This is a genomic window from Micromonospora sediminicola (assembly GCF_900089585.1).
Classification (GTDB): domain Bacteria; phylum Actinomycetota; class Actinomycetes; order Mycobacteriales; family Micromonosporaceae; genus Micromonospora; species Micromonospora sediminicola.
On sequence record NZ_FLRH01000003.1, the window covers coordinates 1597111 to 1616501 of the forward strand.

Genomic DNA, 19391 nt, shown 5'->3' on the forward strand with positions numbered 1-19391 from the left:
GTGTCCGGCTCCGTGCCGGGCACGGGCGTTCGTCCGTTTTCCGCCCGGCGTCTTCCGAAGGAGCATCCGCAGCATGAGCAGTGAGCGCCTGGCCGCCCTCCTCGACGAGTACGCCGAGCTGGAGAAGCGGCTCGCCGACCCGGCCATCCACGCCGACCAGGGCGCCGCCCGGCGGGTCGGCCGCCGGTACGCCGAGCTGGTGCCGCTGCACAAGGCGGCCGGCGAGCTGGAGCAGGCCCGGGCCGACCTGGCCGCGGCCCGTGAGCTGGCCGCCGAGGACGCGGCGTTCGCCGCCGAGGCGGAGACCATCGCGGCCTCGCTGCCGGCGCTGGAGGAGCGGTTGGCGGAGCTGCTCATCCCGCGCGACCCGCACGACGCCAAGGACGTGATCGTCGAGATCAAGGCCGGCGAGGGCGGCGAGGAGTCCGCGCTGTTCGCCGGCGACCTGCTGCGGATGTACACCCGCTACGCCGAGCGGCGCGGCTGGGTCACCGAGGTGATCGACGCCCAGGACTCCGACCTCGGCGGCGTCAAGGACGTCTCGCTGGCGATCAAGACCAAGGGTGTGCCGGACGGCGGCAACGGCGTCTGGTCCCGGCTCAAGTGGGAGGGCGGCGTGCACCGGGTGCAGCGGGTCCCGGTCACCGAGTCGCAGGGGCGGATCCACACCAGCGCCGCCGGTGTGCTGGTGCTGCCCGAGGCGGAGGACGTCGACGTCACCATCGACCCGAACGAGCTGCGGATCGACGTGTTCCGCTCGTCCGGCCCCGGCGGCCAATCGGTCAACACCACCGACTCGGCGGTCCGGATCACCCACGTGCCGACCGGCATCGTGGTGTCCTGCCAGAACGAGAAGTCGCAGTTGCAGAACCGGGAGCAGGCCATGCGGATCCTGCGCGCCCGGCTGCTCGCCGCGGCCCAGGAGCAGGCCGACGCGGCGGCCTCCGACGCGCGCAAGGCGCAGGTCCGCACCGTGGACCGGTCGGAGCGGATCCGCACCTACAACTTCCCGCAGAACCGGATCACCGACCACCGGATCGGCTACACCGCGTACAACCTCGACCTGGCGTTGGCCGGCGAGCTGGACGGGGTGCTCGACGCGCTGGCCGAGGCGGACCGCGCGGCCCGGCTGGCCGGAGAGACCGAGCTGGCCCGCCGCTGACCCGGCCCGCTGGAGTTTGTCAACAAGGGGCCCCGCCTCTACCGGAGGCGTTGACAGGGGGCCCCGCCTTGCGCCTCAGCTGGCGCGGAGCCGGTCCTTGGCGCGCAGCATCGCCCGGTCGGCCAGCTCGAACGCGGTGCCGAGCGCCTCGCGGACGCTGACCGTGGTGCTGCCGTCGACCTCGGCGAAGCCGATCGTCACGCCGACCGGGGTGCCCGGGACCAGCGACTCCCAGTCCTCGGTGCGGACGGCCGCCTCGATCCGCCGCGCCACCTCGACCGCCTCCGCCATGCCGGTGTCCGGGAGCACCACGACGAACTCGTCCCCGCCGTAGCGGGCGACGAAGTCGCCCCGCCGCATCACCCGGTTGATCACGCCGGCGATCCGTTGCAGCACCAGGTCGCCGGAGTGGTGGCCGTGCCGGGTGTTGACCGCCTTGAACCCGTCGAGGTCGCACACGCCGATCACCACCCGCTCGCCCCGGGACACCACCGCGCCGAGGTAGCGCTCCAACCGCCGCCGGTTGGGCAGGCCGGTGAGCGGGTCGGTGAGCGCCTCGCCCTCGTACCGGGCCGCCTCGCGGCGCATCTCCTCGTGGTCGATCCGGGCGGCGATGCCGTCGATGTAGACGTCCCGCAGGCGGTCGCTGCGCCGCGCGGCCAGCCGGAACGCGTGCCGGTCGGCCCGGTGTGCGCCGGCGTGGTCGCCGGCCCGGGCCAGCGCGACGCTGCGCAGCCGGGGCGCCTCGGCCGCGCCCAGCGTCTCGTCGGAGACCCGCAGCGCGTCCAGCCGGGTGACCGCCTCGATCGGCCGGCCGGCGGCGACCGCCAGGCAGACCTGTCCGAGCTGGCGCAGGTCGCGCGCGCGGGCGCTGTCGCCGCCGTGGCCGAGCAGGCGGTTCGGGTCGGCGTCCCCGGCCGACTCCACCCGGTCGCCGAGCGCGGCCCGCCGGGCGGCGGCGTAGCCGTAGGCGGCGAGGCTGCTGGGGCGCAGGTTGCCGGCCCGCCCGCCGCGCAGGAACCGGGCCAGGTCGCCGGCCACGTCGCGGAGCACCCGCAGGCATCCGTCGCTGTCGCCGTTGTGGTCCAGGGCCACCGCGTTGCGCAGCCGGATCCCCGGCGCGGCGAACGTCTCCTCCGGGATGCCCGCGCTCAGCCCGACCTCGCGGGCCCGCTCGATCGCGCCGAGGGCGTGGCCGTGGAAGCTGAGGTACGAGTACGCCATCGCCAGGTCGTGCCAGCCCCAGGCGGTGTCCCGGTCCGGGGTGTCGTCGGCGCCCAGCGCCCGGGCGGCCCGGACCAGGTGCATGACGCACCGGTCGAGCGCGCCCTGGTGGTGGGCGGCGAGCGCGGCGAGGGCGTTGAGGTGCCCGTGCAGGTAGGGCTCGGCGAGGTCCCGCACGGCGGCGGAGGCGTCCTCGATGGCCCTGGTGAACTCGGCCGTCCGACCGAGATTGATCAGCGCGGAGAGGCGTTGCACCAACGCGTCGGCGCGCGCGTACGGGTCGTCGGTGGTGCGGATCACCCGGTCGAGCAGCACGCAGGCCTCCGCCGAGCGGCTGACCTCCTGCAACGCCCGGGCACGTCGGAGGGCGTCAACCTGGTCCTCGACCTGGTCGAGCCAGCCCACTCGCGACCTCCCTGCCGTGTGCGCCCGGACGCACCCGTTCGTGAGGTGACCCGCGACGCTTCATGATTATTGCGTGAGCACACTCCCGCAACACCCGTCCGAAGGGACAGAACGCGAACGGGCCTCGCTGGTGGTGGCCCGGGTCGCCCGGGCGCTGGCCGCGGCCGGGGTCGAGGCGCCCCGCGCGGAGGCCGAGCAGTTGGCCGCGTACGTGCTGGCGGTGCCGCGCGGCCGGCTGGCGCTGGCCGACGGGTTCGGTCCGGCCCAGCGCGACCGCCTGGACGCGCTGGTCGCCCGGCGGGTGGCCCGGGAACCGTTGCAGCACCTGGTCGGCGCGGCCGGGTTCCGGCACCTGGAGCTGGCGGTCGGGCCGGGGGTGTTCGTGCCCCGGCCGGAGACCGAGCTGCTCGCCGGTTGGGGGATCGACCGCGCCCGCCGGCTCGCCGCGCCGCTCGTGGTCGACCTGTGCAGCGGCTCGGGCGCGATCGCCCTCGCGGTGGCGCAGGAGGTGCCGGCGGCCCGGGTGGTGGCGGTGGAACGGTCCCCGGCCGCGCTGGCCTGGCTGCGTCGTAACGCCGCCGCCCGCGCCGGGGCGGGGGACCGGCCGGTCGAGGTGGTGGTCGCCGACGTCACCGACCCGGAGTTGCTGGCCGACCTGGAGGGCCGGGTCGACGTGCTGCTCTGCAACCCGCCGTACGTGCCCCGGTCGGTGGTGGTGCCGCCGGAGGTGGCCGGTCACGACCCGGACGAGGCGGTGTTCGGCGGCGCGGACGGGCTGGACGTGATCCGCCCGGTGGTGGCCCGGGCCGCCGCGCTGCTGAGCCCGGGCGGCGGGATCGGCGTCGAGCACGACGACACGCACGCCGCGGCGGTGCCGGCGCTGCTCGCCGGCGACGGCCGCTACGAGCGCGTGGCGGAGCACCGGGACCTGGCCGGGCGGCCCCGCTGGGCGACGGCGTCCCGCCGGGCGGACGGCCGACACGCCGACCCCGGCGCGGCGTGGCAGACTGACTCCTCGTGATGCTCTACGACTGTCGGTCGCCCGCCGACCGGGACCGCGGCATCGCCGCTGCCATCGAGGCGGTCAAGAACGGGGAACTGGTCGTCCTGCCGACCGACACGGTCTACGGGATCGGGGCGGACGCCTTCACCCCGTACGCGGTGAAGGCCCTGGCGGACACCAAGGGCGGCGCCCGGCAGGCGCCGCCGGTGCTGATCGGCTCCCGGCACACGCTCGACGGCCTGGTGTTCTCGCTGCCGCAGGCGGCCCGCGACCTGGTCGAGGCGTTCTGGCCGGGCGCGCTGACGATCGTGGTGGAGCACTCGCCGAGCCTGGCCTGGGACCTGGGCGACACCAGCGGCACGGTGGCGGTGCGGATGCCGCTGCACCCGGTCGCGCTGGAGGTGCTGCGGGAGACCGGGCCGATGGCGGTGGCCTCGGCCAACAAGATCGGCCAGCCCGCCGCGCTCACCGCGGAGGAGGCCCGCGACCAGCTCGGCTACGGCGTGCGGGCCTATCTGGAGGCCGGGCCGGCGGTGGACCCGGTGCCGAGCACCATCGTCGACCTCACCGGCGAGGTGCCGCGGGTGCTGCGGCAGGGCGCGGTGACGCTGCCCAAGCTGCGCGACGTGGTGCCGGACATCCTCGACGAGCGGGGGGTCTGAGTGCCGCCCTTCACCGTCCTGCACGTCTGCATGGGCAACATCTGCCGTTCCCCGATGGCCGAGCGGCTGCTGCTGCTCGCGGTCCGGGAGCGGCTGGGCCGCCTCGATGTCGACCCGGCCGGTTCGGACGCGCTGGTGCACAGCCACAGCGCCGGCACCGGTGGCTGGCACGCGGGCGAGGAGATGAACCCGCCCGCCGCCCGGCAGGTGACCGCGCGCGGCGGTGACGTGGCCGGGTTCGCCGCGCGCCGGCTCCGCTCGGACCTCATCGACGCCGCCGACCTGGTGCTCACCGCCACCGCCGACCAGCAGGAGTACGTGGTGGCGCTGCGCCCGGACGCCGCCGGGCGCACGTTCGTGCTGGGCGAATTCGGCCGGCTGCTCGGCGGCCTCGACCGGTCCGCCCTGCCGCCGGCCGAGCCGACCCCGGACGCCGTGCACGCCCGTGGGGTGGCGCTGGTGGCGGCGGTCGACGTGCTCCGCCGGGGCGCCGCCGCGCTGCCCACCGACGATCTGGACGACCCGTGGGGTCGGGGCGACCAGTGCTTCAGCCGGGTCGCCGACGAGATCGAGGAGACGGTCCAACCGCTGGCCGCCGCGCTGCTGCCCTGACGTTCATCCTTTCTCGCGAACTTCCTGCGCATTTCACCGAAGATGGCGGTGAAAGCGGCGATTCCGGTCATTCTTGACGGGTCCGTACGGCCGGCTCCTGCGGGGAGAGCTGATGAACCGGGCCCATCTCGACAAGCTGTTCACCGTTCTGCTCGCCGGCGTGCTCGCCGGACTGGCCCTGGCCGCCGCGGCGCTGCCGGCCGCGCTGGTCCTCGGGTTGGGCGTGAAGAACCTGATGCCGTACACCACGCTGCCGGAGGCGCTCAGGGCGCCGCAGCCGGCGCAGCGATCCAACCTCTACGCCAACGACGGCCAGACGCTGATCACCTCGTTCTACGTCGAGGACCGGGTGGACGTGCCGGTCGCCGAGGTGGCGCCGGTGATGCGGGACGCCATCGTGGCCGCCGAGGACGTGCGCTTCTACGAGCACCACGGCGTCGACGTGCGCGGCGTGGTGCGGGCGTTCACGGCCAACCGCCGGGAGGGCACCCGGCAGGGCGCCTCCACGCTGACCATGCAGTACGTGCGCAACGCGCTGGCCGGTGACCCCCGGCTGACCGAGGAGCAGCGGGCCGCGGCCACCGAGATCACCGTCGGCCGCAAGATCCGCGAGATGCGGTACGCGCTGACGCTGGAACGGCAGGTCGGCAAGGACGAGATCCTCGGGCGGTACCTGAACATCGCGTACTTCGGCGCGGGCGCGTACGGCATCGCCGCCGCCAGCAAGCGCTACTTCTCCACCACCCCGGACCGGCTCACGCTGGCGCAGGCCGCGCTGCTCGCCGGGCTGGTCCGCTCGCCGGCGAGCGACGACCCGATCAACGGCGACGCCGACGCGGCGGTGGCCCGCCGGGCGTACGTGCTGGACCGGATGGTGGAGACCGGCCGGGTGAGCGCGGCGGACGCCGCCGCGGCGAAGGCCACGGAACTGGCCCTCGACCCCAAGAGCACCCCGAACGACTGCGCCGCCGTGCCGGCCGCCCACAACGACTGGGGCTTCTTCTGCGACTGGTTCACCCAGTGGTGGAACGCCCAGCCGGCATTCGGCAAGACCGTGGACGAGCGCCAGCGCACGCTGCGCCGGGGCGGGTGGTCCATCGTGTCCTCGCTCGACCCGGACGTGCAGGGCAAGACCAGCGAGCAGGTGCGCGCGATCTACCCGGAGACGATCCAGCGCGCCGCGCCCACCGCGGTGGTGCAGCCGGGCACCGGGCGGGTCCTGGCCATGGCGGTCAACCGCTCCTACGGCGTGGCCGAGAACCCGGCCGGGCAGCAGAACTACCCGAACACGGTCAACCAGCTGGTGGCCGGCGGCGGTGGCATCACCGGCTACCAGGCCGGCTCGACGTTCAAGCTGTTCGCGCTGCTGGCCGCGCTGGAGTCCGGGCTGCCGCTGGACACCGAGTTCGACGCCCCCCGGGTCTACGTCACGAAGTACCCGATCGACGGCGGCCCGGCCAGCTGTGGCGGCCGGTGGTGCCCGGAGAACGCCAACACCTACTGGATGGACGGCGACCGGGACATGTGGGACGCCTTCGGTCGCTCGGTGAACACCTACTTCGCCTGGCTGACCGAGCGGGTCGGCGCGGACCGGGTGGTCGAGATGGCCGAGCGGCTGGGCATCGTGTTCCGCGCCCCCGAGGACGCGCGGATGGCCCGCGACGGGGCGAAGAACTGGGGGCCGTTCACGCTCGGCGTCTCCGCCACCACGCCGCTGGACCTGGCCAACGCGTACGCCACCGTGGCCGCCGAGGGCACCTGGTGCCGGCCCACCCCGGTCACCTCCATCACCGACCCGTCCGGCCGTAAGGTGGCCGCCGGGGACACCGACTGCCGGCAGGTGCTGGACACCGAGGTGGCCCGCGCGGCCGCCGACGCCAGCCGCTGCCCGGTCGGCGACCAGTCGATGTATCGCAAGTGCGACGGCGGCACGGCCGAGGAACTGGCCCCCGGCCTGCGCCGCCCGCTCGCCGGCAAGACCGGCAGTTCGGAGCGGAACGCCACCGAGACGGTCGTCGCGTTCACCCCGCAGCTCTCCGTGGCGACCATCGCCGCCAACCCGGACGACCCCCGGGACGCGGTCGGCGGCGGCGTGCAGAAGCGGCAGATCGCCGCCGTCGGCCGCATCCTCGCCTGGGCCCTGCGCGACCAGCCGGTCGAGGACTTCGTCCCTCCGGGCCAGCCCGTCGCGTTCGAACACACCAGCCCCCGCACCGGCAACTGACCCGACCCGACCTCGTTGATCTTGCAGTTGCTGCCCGGGCGAAAGCGGCACAAGCCGCGAAACGCGGGCCGCAACTGCAAGATCGCGGGGGTGGGGGGTTACGGGGGGGTCTGTTCGGCGCCTCGGGCTATGTTGCGGGCCATGCCGCCGAAGACGACGGCGTGGAACGGGGCGACCGAGGCCCAGTAGAGGTGGCCGGGGAGGCCGTGCGGGAGGAAGACCGCACGCTGGACGTAGCGGCTGCGGCCTTCGCCGGTCGACTCGGCGCGCATCTCCAGCCACGCCCGGCCGGGCAGTCGCATCTCGGCCCGCAGCCGCAGCAGCTCACCCGGGACGATCTCCTCGACCCGCCAGAAGTCGAGCGCCTCGCCGACCTGGAGCCGGTGCGGGTCGCGCCGTCCCCGGCGCAGCCCGACGCCGCCGACCAGCCGGTCCAGCCAGCCCCGCACCGACCAGGCCAGCGGGAACGAGTACCAGCCGTGCTCGCCGCCGACGCCCTCGATGACCCGCCACAGCGCCGCCGGCGGCGCGTCCACGGCCCTCTCCCGCAGGTCGGTGTAGGTCGTGCCGCCGGACCAGTGCGGGTCCGAGGGCAGCGGCTCGGCCGGCGCGTCCGGCCCACTCGCGTTCGACCAGCGCGTCTCCACCTGCGCGTCGCGCACCTTCGCCAGCGCCAGCGCGACCGCCTGGTCGAAGCCGGTCAACCCCTCCGGCGGGTCCGGCACGTAGCGGGCGATGTCGTGCTCGTGCGCCACCGCCTCGTGGACCAGGCTCTCCACCAGCGGCCGGGCGATCGCGTTCGGCACCGGCGTGATCAGGCCGACCCAGTGCGAGGAGAGCGACGGGGTGAGCGGCCGCACCGGCAGGATGAGCCGGCGTCGCAGCCCGGCCACCCGGGCGTAGCGCTGCATCATCTGCGCGAACGTCAGCACGTCCGGGCCGCCGATGTCGAAGCCCCGGTTCACGTCCGGCGGCAGGGAGGCGCAGCCGACCAGGTAGCGCAGCACGTCCCGGACCGCGATCGGCTGGATCCGGTTGCGCACCCAGCGCGGGGTGACCATCGCCGGCAGCCGCTCGGTCAGGTGGCGCAGCATCTCGAACGAGGCCGAGCCGGACCCGATGATCACCGCCGCGCGCAGCACCACGGTGGGCACGCCGCTGTCCAGCAGGATCCGGCCGACCTCCGCCCGGGACCGCAGGTGCGCCGAGGGCAGCCCCTCCCGTTCCGCCGGCTCCGGCCCGCCGAGGTAGACGATCCGCCGTACGCCGGCGGCGCGCGCCGCCTCGGCGAAGTTCGTCGCCGCCTCCCGGTCGGCCGCCTCGAAGCCGCGCTGGCCCAGCGAGTGGACCAGGTAGTACGCGACGTCCACGCCCTCGAACGCGGCCGGCAGCGTCTCCGGCCGGCTCAGGTCGCCCTCGGCGATCTCCGCCTCGGCCGCCCAGGGCACGTCGCGCAGCCGCCCCGCCTTGCGGGCCAGGCAGCGCACGGTGTGCCCCTCGGCCAGCAGCCGGGGCGCCAGGCGCCCGCCGATGTAGCCGGTCGCACCGGTGACGAGGCATCTCACGGCATCCAGTGTGCGGCTCCGTAGACTCCTTCGCTGTGGAGAACGCGAGGGACACCTTCTGGGGACCGGACTTCCAGCAGCTCAGCGCCGTCGACCCGGAGATCGCCGAGGTGGTGTTGGGTGAGCTGGACCGGCTGCGTGGCGGCCTGCAACTGATCGCCAGCGAGAACCTCACCTCGCCGGCGGTGCTGGCCGCGCTCGGCTCCACGCTCACCAACAAGTACGCCGAGGGCTACCCCGGCCGGCGCTACTACGGCGGCTGCGCCGAGGTGGACCGCGCCGAGGAGCTCGCCGTCTCCCGGGCGAAGGAGCTGTTCGGCGCCGAGCACGCCAACGTCCAGCCGCACTCCGGGGCGAGCGCCAACCTGGCCGCGTACGCCGCCCTGGTGCAGCCGGGCGACACGGTGCTCGCCATGGACCTGCCGCACGGCGGTCACCTGACCCACGGCAGCCGGGTGAACTTCTCCGGCAAGTGGTTCCACCCGGTCGGCTACCCGGTGCGGCCGGACACCGAGACCATCGACTACGACGAGGTGCGCGACCTGGCCCGGGCGCACCGGCCGAAGCTGATCATCTGCGGCGCGACCGCGTACCCCCGCCTGATCGACTTCGCCCGCTTCCGCGAGATCGCCGACGAGGTCGACGCGTACCTGATGGTGGACGCCGCCCACTTCATCGGCCTGGTGGCCGGCGGCGCGATCCCGTCGCCGGTGCCGCACGCCGACGTGGTCACCGCGACCACCCACAAGGTGCTGCGCGGCCCGCGCGGCGGCATGATCCTGTGCCGGGAGTCGCTGGCCGCCCGGATCGACAAGGGGGTCTTCCCGTTCACCCAGGGCGGCCCGCTGATGCACGCGGTCGCCGCCAAGGCGGTCGCGCTGCGCGAGGCCGCGCAGCCGGAGTTCCGCACGTACGCCGCCCAGGTGGTCGGCAACGCCCGCGCGCTGGCCGACGGGCTGGCCGCCGAGGGCCTGCGCCCGGTCTCCGGCGGCACCGACACCCACCTGGCCCTGCTCGACCTGCGCGAGGCCGGCGTGACCGGCGCCCAGGCCGAGGCGCGCTGCGACGCCGCCGGCGTCACGCTCAACAAGAATGCGATCCCGTACGACCCGCAGCCGCCGATGGTCGCCTCCGGCATCCGGGTGGGCACCCCGAGCGTCACCACGCAGGGCATGCGCGAGGGGGAGATGCGGCGGATAGCGGCGTTGGTCGGCCGGGCGGTGCGGACCGATCCGGAGGCGCCCGGTGGCGCCGACGAGCTGGCCCGGATCGCCGCCGACGTGACCGAGCTGGTCACCGCGTTCCCGGCGTACCCCCGTGGCTGAGCCGGGGACGCGCGCGGCGGAGGCGGTCGCGGACCGGGGCTGGCGACTGCGTCATCTGCCCGTGCTGCTGGCCGCGGTGGCGGTCGTGGCCGCGGTGGCGGCGGTGGCCGGCGGGGTGTGGCGCGGCGCGGACGGCGCGCTCGGCGCGGCGGCCGGGGTGGCCGTCACGGCGGCCAGTTACACGCTGACGACGGTCGTGCTGGCCTGGGCGGACGCCCGGGACCCGCAGCTCGTGCTGCCGTTCGGGCTGGGCCTCTACGTGGCCAAGATGACCGCGCTGGGCGGGGTGATGGTGCTCGTCGCCTCGACCGGCTGGCCCGGGCTGATCCCGTTCTGCGTCGGCGTCGCGGCGGGTGTCGTGGTCTGGACCGGAGTGCACATCTGGTGGTTGGCCACCGTCCACGCGCGACGGCACGCGCGCTGACTCGTCCCACCCTTCGGGCGACGCGCCGGTGTGTCCGCGATCGGTCATTCTCTCAGTGGCGGGGGAGGAGTACGGTGCCTCCAGACGACTTCGCCCGCCCGTGTCCCACACAACCAGGTTGTGCGGGGGGTGAGGCACAACCTCTTCTGCTCGACTGATATCGTTCGCCCCGTCATGGCCGGTGACCAGAAACCCCCCAACACTGGCGGCCCGGGCGACGTTCCGTCCGGTGCCGGTCAGGGTTGGACCGCGCTCTCATACCTCATCGGAGGCATGCTCGTCTGGGGTTTCATCGGCTGGTTGGTCGACCGTTGGCTCGATACCGGCGGCATCGCCACCGGCATCGGGGTCGTGCTCGGCATGGCCGGGGGCATCATCCTGGTCGTCCGCCGGCTGGGCACGCCTACATAGGAAGGGACGCGGTGTTCGGACAGGCGAACGTCCTGGCTCAGGGCCAGGCGGAATTCCCACCGAGCGTGGGGGACTTCTACCTGCCCAGCATCCTGCCCTGGGGTGCGGAGAACTCGTACTGGTTCACCAAGATCACGGCGATGGTGTGGGTCGCCGTCGGTATCTTGATCATCTTCTTCCTGGTCAGCTACCGGAACCCGCAGCTGGTTCCCACCAAGAAGCAGTGGTTCGCCGAATCCATCTACGGCTTCGTGCGCAACAACATCGCGGTGGACATGATCGGGCACGCGGGGGTGCGGTTCGCGCCGTACTTCACCACGCTCTTCTGCTTCATCCTGCTGACGAACTTCTTCGCGATCGTGCCGTTCTTCCAGATCTCGCCGAACTCGCACATCGCCTTCCCGGCCTTCCTCGCCGTGATCAGCTACGTGATGTTCAACTACGTCGGCATCCGGCACCACGGCTTCGTGAAGTACTTCAAGAACTCTCTGGTTCCGCCGGCGCCCTGGTTCATCCTGCCGCTGCTGATCCCGATCGAGCTCTTCTCGACCTTCATCGTCCGGCCGTTCTCGCTGGCCGTCCGTCTCTTCGCGAACATGTTCGCCGGCCACATGCTCCTGCTGGTCTTCACGCTCGGCGGGTTCGCCATGATCAGCGCCAACGCCTGGCTGGCGCCGGTCTCGGTGCTGTCCTGGACGATGACGATCGCGCTGACCTTCCTCGAGTTCCTGGTGATCTGTCTGCAGGCGTACGTCTTCACGGTGCTGACCGCCAGCTACGTGCAGGGCGCCCTCGCCGACGAGCACTGATCCGATCTTCCGCACCAACCGTTGTCGTCCCGCGTGAGAGTCACGCGTGATAACCAGGAGGAACCAACCAATGGACATCTACGCCGCGGTAGAGGGCAGCACCGCCGCCATCGGCTACGGTCTCGCGGCCATCGGCCCGGGCATCGGCGTGGGCCTGGTCTTCTCGGCCTACATCCAGTCGACCGCCCGTCAGCCGGAGTCGTCCCGGATGACCCTGCCGTACGTCTGGATCGGCTTCGCCGTCATCGAGGCCCTGGCGCTGCTGGGCATCGCGTTCGGCTTCATCTGGCAGGGCCAGCTCTAATCCAGCCCCCCTTCGACCGGGAGGTCTTCCATGTTCTTCCTCGCCGCTGAGGGTGGTGAGACGACCCACAACCCGATCATCCCTGTCTGGGAGGAGATCGTGGTCGGCGGGATCGCCTTCATCGTGCTCTGCTTCGTGCTGATGAAGTTCGTCTTCCCGCGCATGGAGCAGACGTTCCAGGCCCGGGTCGACGCGATCGAGGGTGGCATCAAGCGCGCCGAGGCCGCCCAGGCCGAGGCCAACCAGCTGCTCGAGCAGTACCGGGCGCAGCTCGCGGAGGCGCGTACCGACGCCGCCAAGATCCGTGACGACGCGCGGGCCGACGCCGAGGGCATCCGTCAGGACATCCTCGCCAAGGCGCGCGAGGAGTCCGACCGGGTCATCGCCGCAGGCAAGGAGCAGCTCGCCGCCGAGCGGGCCACCATCGTGCGCGAGCTGCGCACCGAGGTCGGCACCATCGCGGTGGACCTGGCCAGCAAGATCGTCGGTGAGTCGCTGGCCGACGAGGCGCGTCGCAAGGGCACCGTCGACCGGTTCCTGAGCGGTCTCGAGAGCACGGGGGCCCGCTGATGCAGGCCGCCAGCCGGGAGTCGTACTCCGCCGGGGCCGAGCGCCTCGACGCGTACGTCCGCGGCGCGGAGCCGTCGGCGGTGGCCTCCACCGCCGACGACATCCTCTCCGTCGCCGCTCTGCTGCGGCGCGAGCCGCGGCTGCGCCGGGCGCTGTCCGACCCGGCCCGTCCGGGCGCGGACCGTGCCGGGTTGCTCGGCGACATGCTGCGCGGCCGGATCGGCGCGGAGGCGCTCGACCTGGTCGCCGCGCTGGTCTCCGGTCGTTGGTCGGCCCCGTCCGAGCTGCTCGACGGCGTCGAGCGGCTCGGCGTGGAGGCGCTCCTGGCGAGCGCCGACTCCGCCGGCGAGCTGGGCGAGGTCGAGGACGAGCTGTTCCGCTTCGGGCAGGTCGTCTCCGGCTCCACCGAGCTGTCCAACGCGCTCTCCGACCCGATGGCCCCGGCCGAGCGGCGGGCCGGCCTGACCGGCCAGCTGCTCGACGGCAAGGCCCGCCCGGTCACCGTCCGCCTCGTCGAGGCCGCGCTCGCCGGCTTCGGGGGACGCTCCTTCATCGGGGCGCTCACCCGGCTGGTCGAGCTGGCCGCCGACCGGCGGGACCGGCAGGTCGCGTACGTGACCGTGGCGGCCCCGCTGACCGACGAGGAGGAGCGACGCCTCGGTGCCCGCCTCTCCGAGATGTACGGTCGGGAGGTGTCCGTCAAGCAGACGGTCGACCCCGACGTGCTCGGCGGGGTGCGCGTACGGGTCGGCTCCGACCTGTACGACGGCACCGTCCTGCGCCGCCTCAACGAGACCCGCAACGCGCTCGCGAAGCGCTGACCAGCGTCTTAGCAGCCCTGATTCGACGCCATCGGACCGGTCGGTACTAGGTATCCCGGGCCCCTGAACTTTAAGGAAGCAGAGGATGGCCGAGCTGACCATCTCGACGGAGGAGATCCGCGGCGCCCTGGAGCGCTACGTCTCCTCCTACACGGCCGACGTCTCCCGTGAGGAGGTCGGCACCGTCGCCGACGCCGGCGACGGCATCGCCCACGTCGAGGGTCTGCCCTCGACCATGACCAACGAGCTCCTGGAGTTCGAGGACGGCACGCTCGGCGTGGCCCTGAACCTCGACGTCCGGGAGATCGGTGTCGTCGTCCTCGGTGACTTCGGCGGGATCGAAGAGGGCCAGCGCGTCAAGCGCACCGGCCGGGTGCTCTCCGTGCCGGTCGGTGACGCGTTCCTCGGCCGCGTGGTCAACGCGCTCGGCGAGCCGATCGACGCCCTCGGCGACATCGCCAACGAGGGCTACCGCGAGCTGGAGCTGCAGGCCCCGAACGTGATGGCCCGGCAGTCCGTCTTCGAGCCGCTGCAGACCGGCATCAAGGCCATCGACGCGATGACCCCGGTCGGCCGTGGCCAGCGTCAGCTGATCATCGGTGACCGGAAGACCGGCAAGACCACGGTCGCGCTGGACGCCATCCTGAACCAGCGGGACAACTGGCGCTCCGGCGACCCGACGAAGCAGGTCCGCTGCATCTACGTCGCGATCGGCCAGAAGGCCTCCACCATCGCCTCCATCAAGGGGACGCTGGAGGAGGCCGGCGCGATGGAATACACCACCATCGTCGCCTCCCCGGCCTCCGACCCGGCCGGCTTCAAGTACCTCGCGCCCTACACCGGCTCGTCCATCGGACAGCACTGGATGTACGGCGGCAAGCACGTCCTGATCGTCTTCGACGACCTGAGCAAGCAGGCCGAGGCGTACCGGGCCGTGTCGCTGCTGCTGCGCCGCCCGCCGGGCCGTGAGGCCTACCCGGGTGACGTCTTCTACCTGCACTCCCGCCTGCTGGAGCGCTGCGCGAAGCTCTCCGACGAGCTGGGCGGCGGCTCGATGACCGGCCTGCCGATCATCGAGACCAAGGCGAACGACATCTCGGCGTTCATCCCGACCAACGTCATCTCGATCACCGACGGTCAGATCTTCCTCGAGACCGACCTGTTCAACCAGGGCGTCCGGCCGGCCATCAACGTCGGTACCTCGGTCTCCCGGGTCGGCGGCGCCGCGCAGGTGAAGCCGATGAAGAAGGTCGCCGGCTCGCTGCGGCTCAACCTGGCCCAGTTCCGTGAGCTGGAGGCGTTCGCCGCCTTCGCCTCCGACCTGGACCGCGCCTCGCAGAACCAGCTCGCCCGTGGTTCCCGCCTGGTCGAGCTTCTCAAGCAGCCGAACTACTCGCCGTACCCGGTCAACGAGCAGGTCGTCTCCGTCTGGGCCGGCACCGAGGGCAAGCTGGACGACGTCCCGGTCGGCGAGGTCCGCCGCTTCGAGTCGGAGTTCCTCCAGTACCTCCGGCACAAGCACGAGGGCGTGCTGGCCGCGATCGCGGACAACAAGTGGGGCGACGACATCATCGCTTCGCTGGACTCGGCCATCAGCGAGTTCAAGCAGGTCTTCCTGGGCAAGGAGGACGAGGTCCGGGTCAACGACGCGCCGGCGCAGCCGCTGGAGGGTGAGCAGACCCGCGAGACGGTCACCCGCTTCCGCGACGGCAGCACCGACCGCCCGGCCGAGAGCTGATCCGATGGCCGCCCAGGTACGCGTTCTCCGGCAGCGGATCCGTTCCGCCAAGGGGATGAAGAAGATCACCAAGGCGATGGAGCTCGTCGCGACGAGCCGCATCGCCAAGGCCCAGGCCAAGGTGGCGGCCTCGCTGCCGTACGCCGAGGCGATCACCGGCGTGCTGACGGCGCTGGCCTCGAACGCGCGGATCGACCACCCGCTGCTCACCCCGCGCGAGCGGGTGCGGCGGGCGGGCGTCCTGCTGGTCACGTCCGACCGGGGTCTGGCCGGCGGGTACAGCTCGAACGCGATCCGGACCGCCGAGTCGCTGATCGCCCGCCTCCGCGCCGACGGCAAGGAGCCGGTGCTCTACGTCATCGGTCGCAAGGGGGTGGCGTTCTACCGGTTCCGCAACCGGGAGATCGCCGCCAGCTGGACCGGTTTCTCGGAGCAGCCGTCGTTCGAGGACGCCCGCGAGGTCGGTGAGACGCTGATCAAGGCGTTCACCGCCGGCGCGGACGACACCGACGGCGACGCGGGCGCGGACGGGATCCTCGGGGTCGACGAGCTGCACATCGTCTACACCGAGTTCAAGTCCCTGATGACCCAGAACCCGGTGACCCGGATCGTCGGCCCGATGCAGGTCGAGGACCGCCCGCGGTCCGAGGGCCTGCTGCCGGCGTACGAGTTCGAGCCGGAGCCGGAGTCGCTGCTCGACGCCCTACTGCCGAAGTACATCAACACGCGGATCTACGCGGCGTTGCTGGAGTCGGCGGCGAGCGAGTCGGCCGCCCGTCGGCGGGCGATGAAGAGCGCCACGGACAACGCCGAAGAGATGATCGAGAAGTACACGCGCGAGATGAACTCGGCCCGTCAGGCCGGGATCACCCAGGAGATCAGTGAGATCGTCGGCGGCGCGAACGCGCTGGCCGCGTCGGGAAGTGAAGTGTGATGACTGTATCCGCAGTTGAGACCAAGACGGCCACGGGTCGCGTGGTCCGGGTCATCGGCCCGGTCGTCGACGCCGAGTTCCCGCGTGACGCCATGCCGGAGCTGTTCAACGCCCTGCACGTCGACGTGACGCTCTCCGGTGGTGAGAAGACGCTGACCCTGGAGGTCGCCCAGCACCTGGGTGACAACCTGGTCCGCGCCATCTCGATGCAGCCGACCGACGGACTGGTTCGCGGCACCGACGTGCGGGACACCGGCGCCCCGATCAGCGTGCCGGTCGGCGACGCGGTCAAGGGCCACGTGTTCAACGCGATCGGCGAGTGCCTCAACCTCACCGAGGGCGAGACGATCAACGCCGACGACCGGTGGGGCATCCACCGCAAGGCCCCGGCCTTCGCGGACCTGGAGCCGAAGACCGAGATGCTGGAGACCGGCATCAAGGTCATCGACCTGCTCGCCCCGTACGTCAAGGGCGGCAAGATCGGCCTGTTCGGCGGTGCCGGCGTGGGCAAGACGGTGCTCATCCAGGAGATGATCACCCGGGTGGCCCGGAACTTCGGTGGTACCTCGGTCTTCGCCGGCGTGGGTGAGCGCACCCGCGAGGGCAACGACCTCATCGCCGAGATGACCGAGTCCGGCGTCATCGACAAGACCGCGCTGGTCTACGGCCAGATGGACGAGCCGCCGGGCACCCGGCTGCGGGTCGCGCTCTCCGCGCTCACCATGGCGGAGTACTTCCGTGACGTGAAGAAGCAGGAGGTGCTGCTCTTCATCGACAACATCTTCCGCTTCACCCAGGCCGGTTCCGAGGTCTCCACGCTGCTCGGCCGCATGCCGAGCGCCGTGGGTTACCAGCCGACCCTGGCCGACGAGATGGGCGAGCTCCAGGAGCGGATCACCTCCGTCCGGGGCCAGGCCATCACCTCGATGCAGGCGATCTACGTGCCCGCCGACGACTACACCGACCCGGCGCCGGCCACCACGTTCGCCCACCTCGACGCGACCACCAACCTGGAGCGGTCGATCTCCGACAAGGGCATCTACCCGGCCGTGGACCCGCTGGCGTCCTCGTCCCGGATCCTCGCCCCGGAGTTCGTCGGCGAGGAGCACTTCGCGGTCGCCACCGAGGTGAAGCGGATCCTGCAGCGCTACAAGGACCTGCAGGACATCATCGCCATCCTCGGCATCGAGGAGCTCTCCGAGGAGGACAAGCTCACCGTCGGCCGCGCCCGCCGGATCGAGCGGTTCCTCTCGCAGAACACCTACGCCGCCGAGCAGTTCACCGGCGTACCCGGCTCGACGGTTCCGATCGCGGAGACCATCGACGCCTTCCGCCGGATCAGCGAGGGGGAGTTCGACCACTTCCCGGAGCAGGCGTTCTTCATGTGCGGCGGCCTGGAGGACCTCAAGGCCAAGGCCAAGGAGCTGATGGGTGAGGAGGGCTGAGAGCCCGATCACATCCACGAAGGCCGCCCCGACGATTGTCGGGGCGGCCTTCGCCTGTTCAGGGCGCCTCCCTACCAGATGCCCGGTTCACCGGCAAGCGGTTCGCCGACGCGCGCGGTACCGTTCCTGACACGACTTCACATCCCGACCGTCGATCTCTGCAACGAAACGGACCCCCGCGCCCGTCTCCTCTTCGTGGCGCGACGATTGGAGATGCTCGTGGGTAAGGGCGACACGGATCGCGGCAAGCGGTCCATGTGGCGTGGCGTGCCCCGGTGGGCCCGCGTCAGCACCATCCTCGGCATCGTCATGATGGTGCTCAGCGGCTCGGTGCTGGTGGGCTACCACGCCCTGGTCGCCCGCTACGAGGGCTCAGTCGGCAAGGGCGACCTCTTCGGCGACCAGGCGGCCGGCGCGACGGAGAAGAAGAGCGACATCAAGGGGCCGCTCAACATCCTCCTGGTCGGCGTGGACCCCCGGACCGCGACAGCCCGCCCGCTCTCCGACTCGATCATGATCCTGCACGTACCGGCCGGCATGGACCGCGGCTACCTCTTCTCGCTCCCGCGCGACCTGCGGGTGGAGATCCCGGCCTTCCCCAAGGCCGACTACGCCGGCGGCACCGACCGGATCAACGCCGCCATGTCCCACGGCAGCAACGTGCCGGGCAAGAACCCGAGCGCGGCGCAGGGCTTCGAACTGCTCGCGAAGACCGTCCAGCAGGTCACCGGCATCAAGCGCTTCGACGCCGGCGCCATCATCAACTTCAGCGGGTTCAAGAAGATCGTCGACGCCATGGGCGGCGTCGACATGTACATCGAGCGGGACGTCAAATCCGAGCACCTCAAGCCGGACGGCTCGGCCCGCCAGCTCAAGCCCGGCGGCGGGGGCTACCTCGGCCCGCAGGCCCGGTACGAGAAGGGCAACGCCCACCTGAACGGCTGGCAGGCCCTGGACTACGTGCGGCAGCGCTACCCGAAGAACGGTGTGCCGGACGCGGACTACGGCCGGCAGCGGCACCAGCAGCAGTTCGTCAAGGCGATGGTGAGCCAGGCGTTCAGCGCCGACGTGGTGGCCAACCCGATCAAGCTGGACCGGGTGCTGCGCGCGGCCGGGCAGTCGCTGATCTTCAACGGCCGGGGCAACAGCGTGGTCGACTTCGGTGTGGCGCTGAAGGGCATCCGCCCCGACGCGATCGAGACGATCAAGCTGCCGGGCGGCCCGATCGGCAGCGGCAGCGCCTACCGCGGTGAGCAACTGCTGCCCCCGGCCGACGACTTCTTCGCGGCCCTGCGGGCCGAGCAGTTGGACGCGTTCCTGCTGGAGCACCCCGACTTCAAGCAGAAGACCAAGTAGCCTGAGCGGGTGCGGGGCCGTCGTGGCCCGGCTCTCACCACCCGCGTTGGGTGGGCGGCGGAGGCGCGACTAGACTTTCGGCAATCCGCCGCCGCAGCAAGGAGACAGCGTGGCACAGCAGCTTCACGTCGAGCTCGTAGCCGTCGAGGAGAAGGTCTGGACCGGCGAGGCCGAGATGGTCGTCGCCCGGACGACCGAGGGTGAGCTTGGTGTGCTGCCGGGGCACGCGCCCCTGCTCGGCCAGCTCGCGGAGCCCAGCCAGGTGCGTATCAAGCAGGCCGGTGGCCAGCAGGTCGCGTACGACGTCGCCGGCGGCTTCCTGTCGGTGACCGGCGAGGGCGTGACCGTCCTGGCCGAGAGCGCCACCCCGGCCACCCCGGCCCGCTGAGCCGACCCG

The 19391-nt window shown here is 72.2% G+C and carries 19 protein-coding genes; 17 read left to right on the forward strand and 2 right to left on the reverse strand.

Going from position 1 to position 19391, the window contains the following annotated elements; genetic code table 11:
• Positions 1 to 73 precede the first annotated feature (73 nt).
• Positions 74 to 1162, forward strand: a complete 1089-nt coding sequence (gene prfA / locus GA0070622_RS08110) for a peptide chain release factor 1 (protein WP_091571198.1) — start codon at positions 74 to 76, stop codon at positions 1160 to 1162.
• Between the two features lie 75 nt (positions 1163 to 1237).
• On the opposite strand, the gene GA0070622_RS08115 is transcribed toward prfA, so the two are convergent.
• Positions 1238 to 2791, reverse strand: coding sequence for a GGDEF domain-containing protein (locus tag GA0070622_RS08115; RefSeq protein ID WP_091571201.1), 1554 nt, complete (start codon positions 2789 to 2791; stop codon positions 1238 to 1240).
• A gap of 73 nt (positions 2792 to 2864) precedes the next feature.
• Here GA0070622_RS08115 and prmC point away from each other — a divergent pair, with 73 nt between their 5' ends.
• The 4 genes from prmC to GA0070622_RS08135 all read left to right on the forward strand — a co-directional run bounded on the left by prmC (position 2865) and on the right by GA0070622_RS08135 (position 7292).
• Positions 2865 to 3812 (forward strand): peptide chain release factor N(5)-glutamine methyltransferase, encoded by a 948-nt coding sequence (gene prmC / locus GA0070622_RS08120; RefSeq protein WP_176710431.1) that lies wholly within the window; start codon positions 2865 to 2867, stop codon positions 3810 to 3812.
• Positions 3812 to 4456: an L-threonylcarbamoyladenylate synthase gene (locus GA0070622_RS08125; RefSeq protein WP_091577011.1), complete on the forward strand. Its 645-nt coding sequence runs from the start codon at positions 3812 to 3814 to the stop codon at positions 4454 to 4456. Before prmC ends, GA0070622_RS08125 begins: the two co-directional genes overlap by 1 nt.
• Positions 4457 to 5068, forward strand: coding sequence for an arsenate reductase/protein-tyrosine-phosphatase family protein (locus GA0070622_RS08130; protein WP_091571210.1), 612 nt, complete (start codon positions 4457 to 4459; stop codon positions 5066 to 5068).
• A 112-nt stretch (positions 5069 to 5180) separates the two neighbouring features.
• On the forward strand, positions 5181 to 7292 hold the full coding sequence (locus GA0070622_RS08135) for a transglycosylase domain-containing protein (RefSeq protein ID WP_091571214.1): 2112 nt from the start codon (positions 5181 to 5183) through the stop codon (positions 7290 to 7292).
• Between the two features lie 98 nt (positions 7293 to 7390).
• Here the strand turns inward: GA0070622_RS08135 and GA0070622_RS08140 are convergent, their stop codons facing one another.
• On the reverse strand, positions 7391 to 8857 hold the full coding sequence (locus GA0070622_RS08140; protein ID WP_091571217.1) for an SDR family oxidoreductase: 1467 nt from the start codon (positions 8855 to 8857) through the stop codon (positions 7391 to 7393).
• Between the two features lie 35 nt (positions 8858 to 8892).
• On the opposite strand from GA0070622_RS08140, the gene GA0070622_RS08145 reads away from it, so the two are divergent.
• From GA0070622_RS08145 to GA0070622_RS08200, 12 genes are all read left to right on the forward strand, one after another.
• The gene (locus GA0070622_RS08145; protein ID WP_176710432.1) at positions 8893 to 10182 is read left to right on the forward strand and encodes a serine hydroxymethyltransferase; all 1290 of its coding nucleotides are present in this window, start codon (positions 8893 to 8895) and stop codon (positions 10180 to 10182) included.
• Positions 10175 to 10606 (forward strand): hypothetical protein, encoded by a 432-nt coding sequence (locus GA0070622_RS08150; protein WP_091571225.1) that lies wholly within the window; start codon positions 10175 to 10177, stop codon positions 10604 to 10606. The genes GA0070622_RS08145 and GA0070622_RS08150 overlap by 8 nt, the downstream gene beginning before the upstream one ends.
• 174 nt (positions 10607 to 10780) lie before the next feature.
• Positions 10781 to 11017, forward strand: a complete 237-nt coding sequence (locus GA0070622_RS08155) for an AtpZ/AtpI family protein (RefSeq protein WP_091577014.1) — start codon at positions 10781 to 10783, stop codon at positions 11015 to 11017.
• 11 nt (positions 11018 to 11028) lie between these two features.
• On the forward strand, positions 11029 to 11826 hold the full coding sequence (gene atpB, locus GA0070622_RS08160; protein ID WP_091571229.1) for a F0F1 ATP synthase subunit A: 798 nt from the start codon (positions 11029 to 11031) through the stop codon (positions 11824 to 11826).
• A 70-nt stretch (positions 11827 to 11896) separates the two neighbouring features.
• Positions 11897 to 12130 carry an ATP synthase F0 subunit C gene (locus tag GA0070622_RS08165; RefSeq protein WP_091571232.1) on the forward strand — a complete coding sequence of 78 codons (234 nt, stop codon included), beginning with the start codon at positions 11897 to 11899 and terminating at the stop codon, positions 12128 to 12130.
• A gap of 30 nt (positions 12131 to 12160) precedes the next feature.
• The gene (locus tag GA0070622_RS08170; protein WP_091571235.1) at positions 12161 to 12700 is read left to right on the forward strand and encodes a F0F1 ATP synthase subunit B; all 540 of its coding nucleotides are present in this window, start codon (positions 12161 to 12163) and stop codon (positions 12698 to 12700) included.
• Positions 12700 to 13521: a F0F1 ATP synthase subunit delta gene (locus GA0070622_RS08175; RefSeq protein WP_091571239.1), complete on the forward strand. Its 822-nt coding sequence runs from the start codon at positions 12700 to 12702 to the stop codon at positions 13519 to 13521. The genes GA0070622_RS08170 and GA0070622_RS08175 overlap by 1 nt, the downstream gene beginning before the upstream one ends.
• Positions 13522 to 13606: 85 nt before the next feature.
• The gene (atpA, locus tag GA0070622_RS08180; RefSeq protein ID WP_091571243.1) at positions 13607 to 15259 is read left to right on the forward strand and encodes a F0F1 ATP synthase subunit alpha; all 1653 of its coding nucleotides are present in this window, start codon (positions 13607 to 13609) and stop codon (positions 15257 to 15259) included.
• Between the two features lie 4 nt (positions 15260 to 15263).
• The gene (locus GA0070622_RS08185) at positions 15264 to 16193 is read left to right on the forward strand and encodes a F0F1 ATP synthase subunit gamma (RefSeq protein ID WP_091571246.1); all 930 of its coding nucleotides are present in this window, start codon (positions 15264 to 15266) and stop codon (positions 16191 to 16193) included.
• Positions 16193 to 17638 carry a F0F1 ATP synthase subunit beta gene (gene atpD / locus GA0070622_RS08190; protein WP_091571250.1) on the forward strand — a complete coding sequence of 482 codons (1446 nt, stop codon included), beginning with the start codon at positions 16193 to 16195 and terminating at the stop codon, positions 17636 to 17638. Before GA0070622_RS08185 ends, atpD begins: the two co-directional genes overlap by 1 nt.
• Positions 17639 to 17851: 213 nt before the next feature.
• Complete coding sequence (locus GA0070622_RS08195) at positions 17852 to 18994, forward strand: LCP family protein (protein WP_091571254.1); 1143 nt, start codon at positions 17852 to 17854, stop codon at positions 18992 to 18994.
• 109 nt (positions 18995 to 19103) lie between these two features.
• Positions 19104 to 19382, forward strand: coding sequence for a F0F1 ATP synthase subunit epsilon (locus GA0070622_RS08200; protein WP_047893558.1), 279 nt, complete (start codon positions 19104 to 19106; stop codon positions 19380 to 19382).
• The last annotated feature ends 9 nt before the right edge of the window (positions 19383 to 19391 follow it).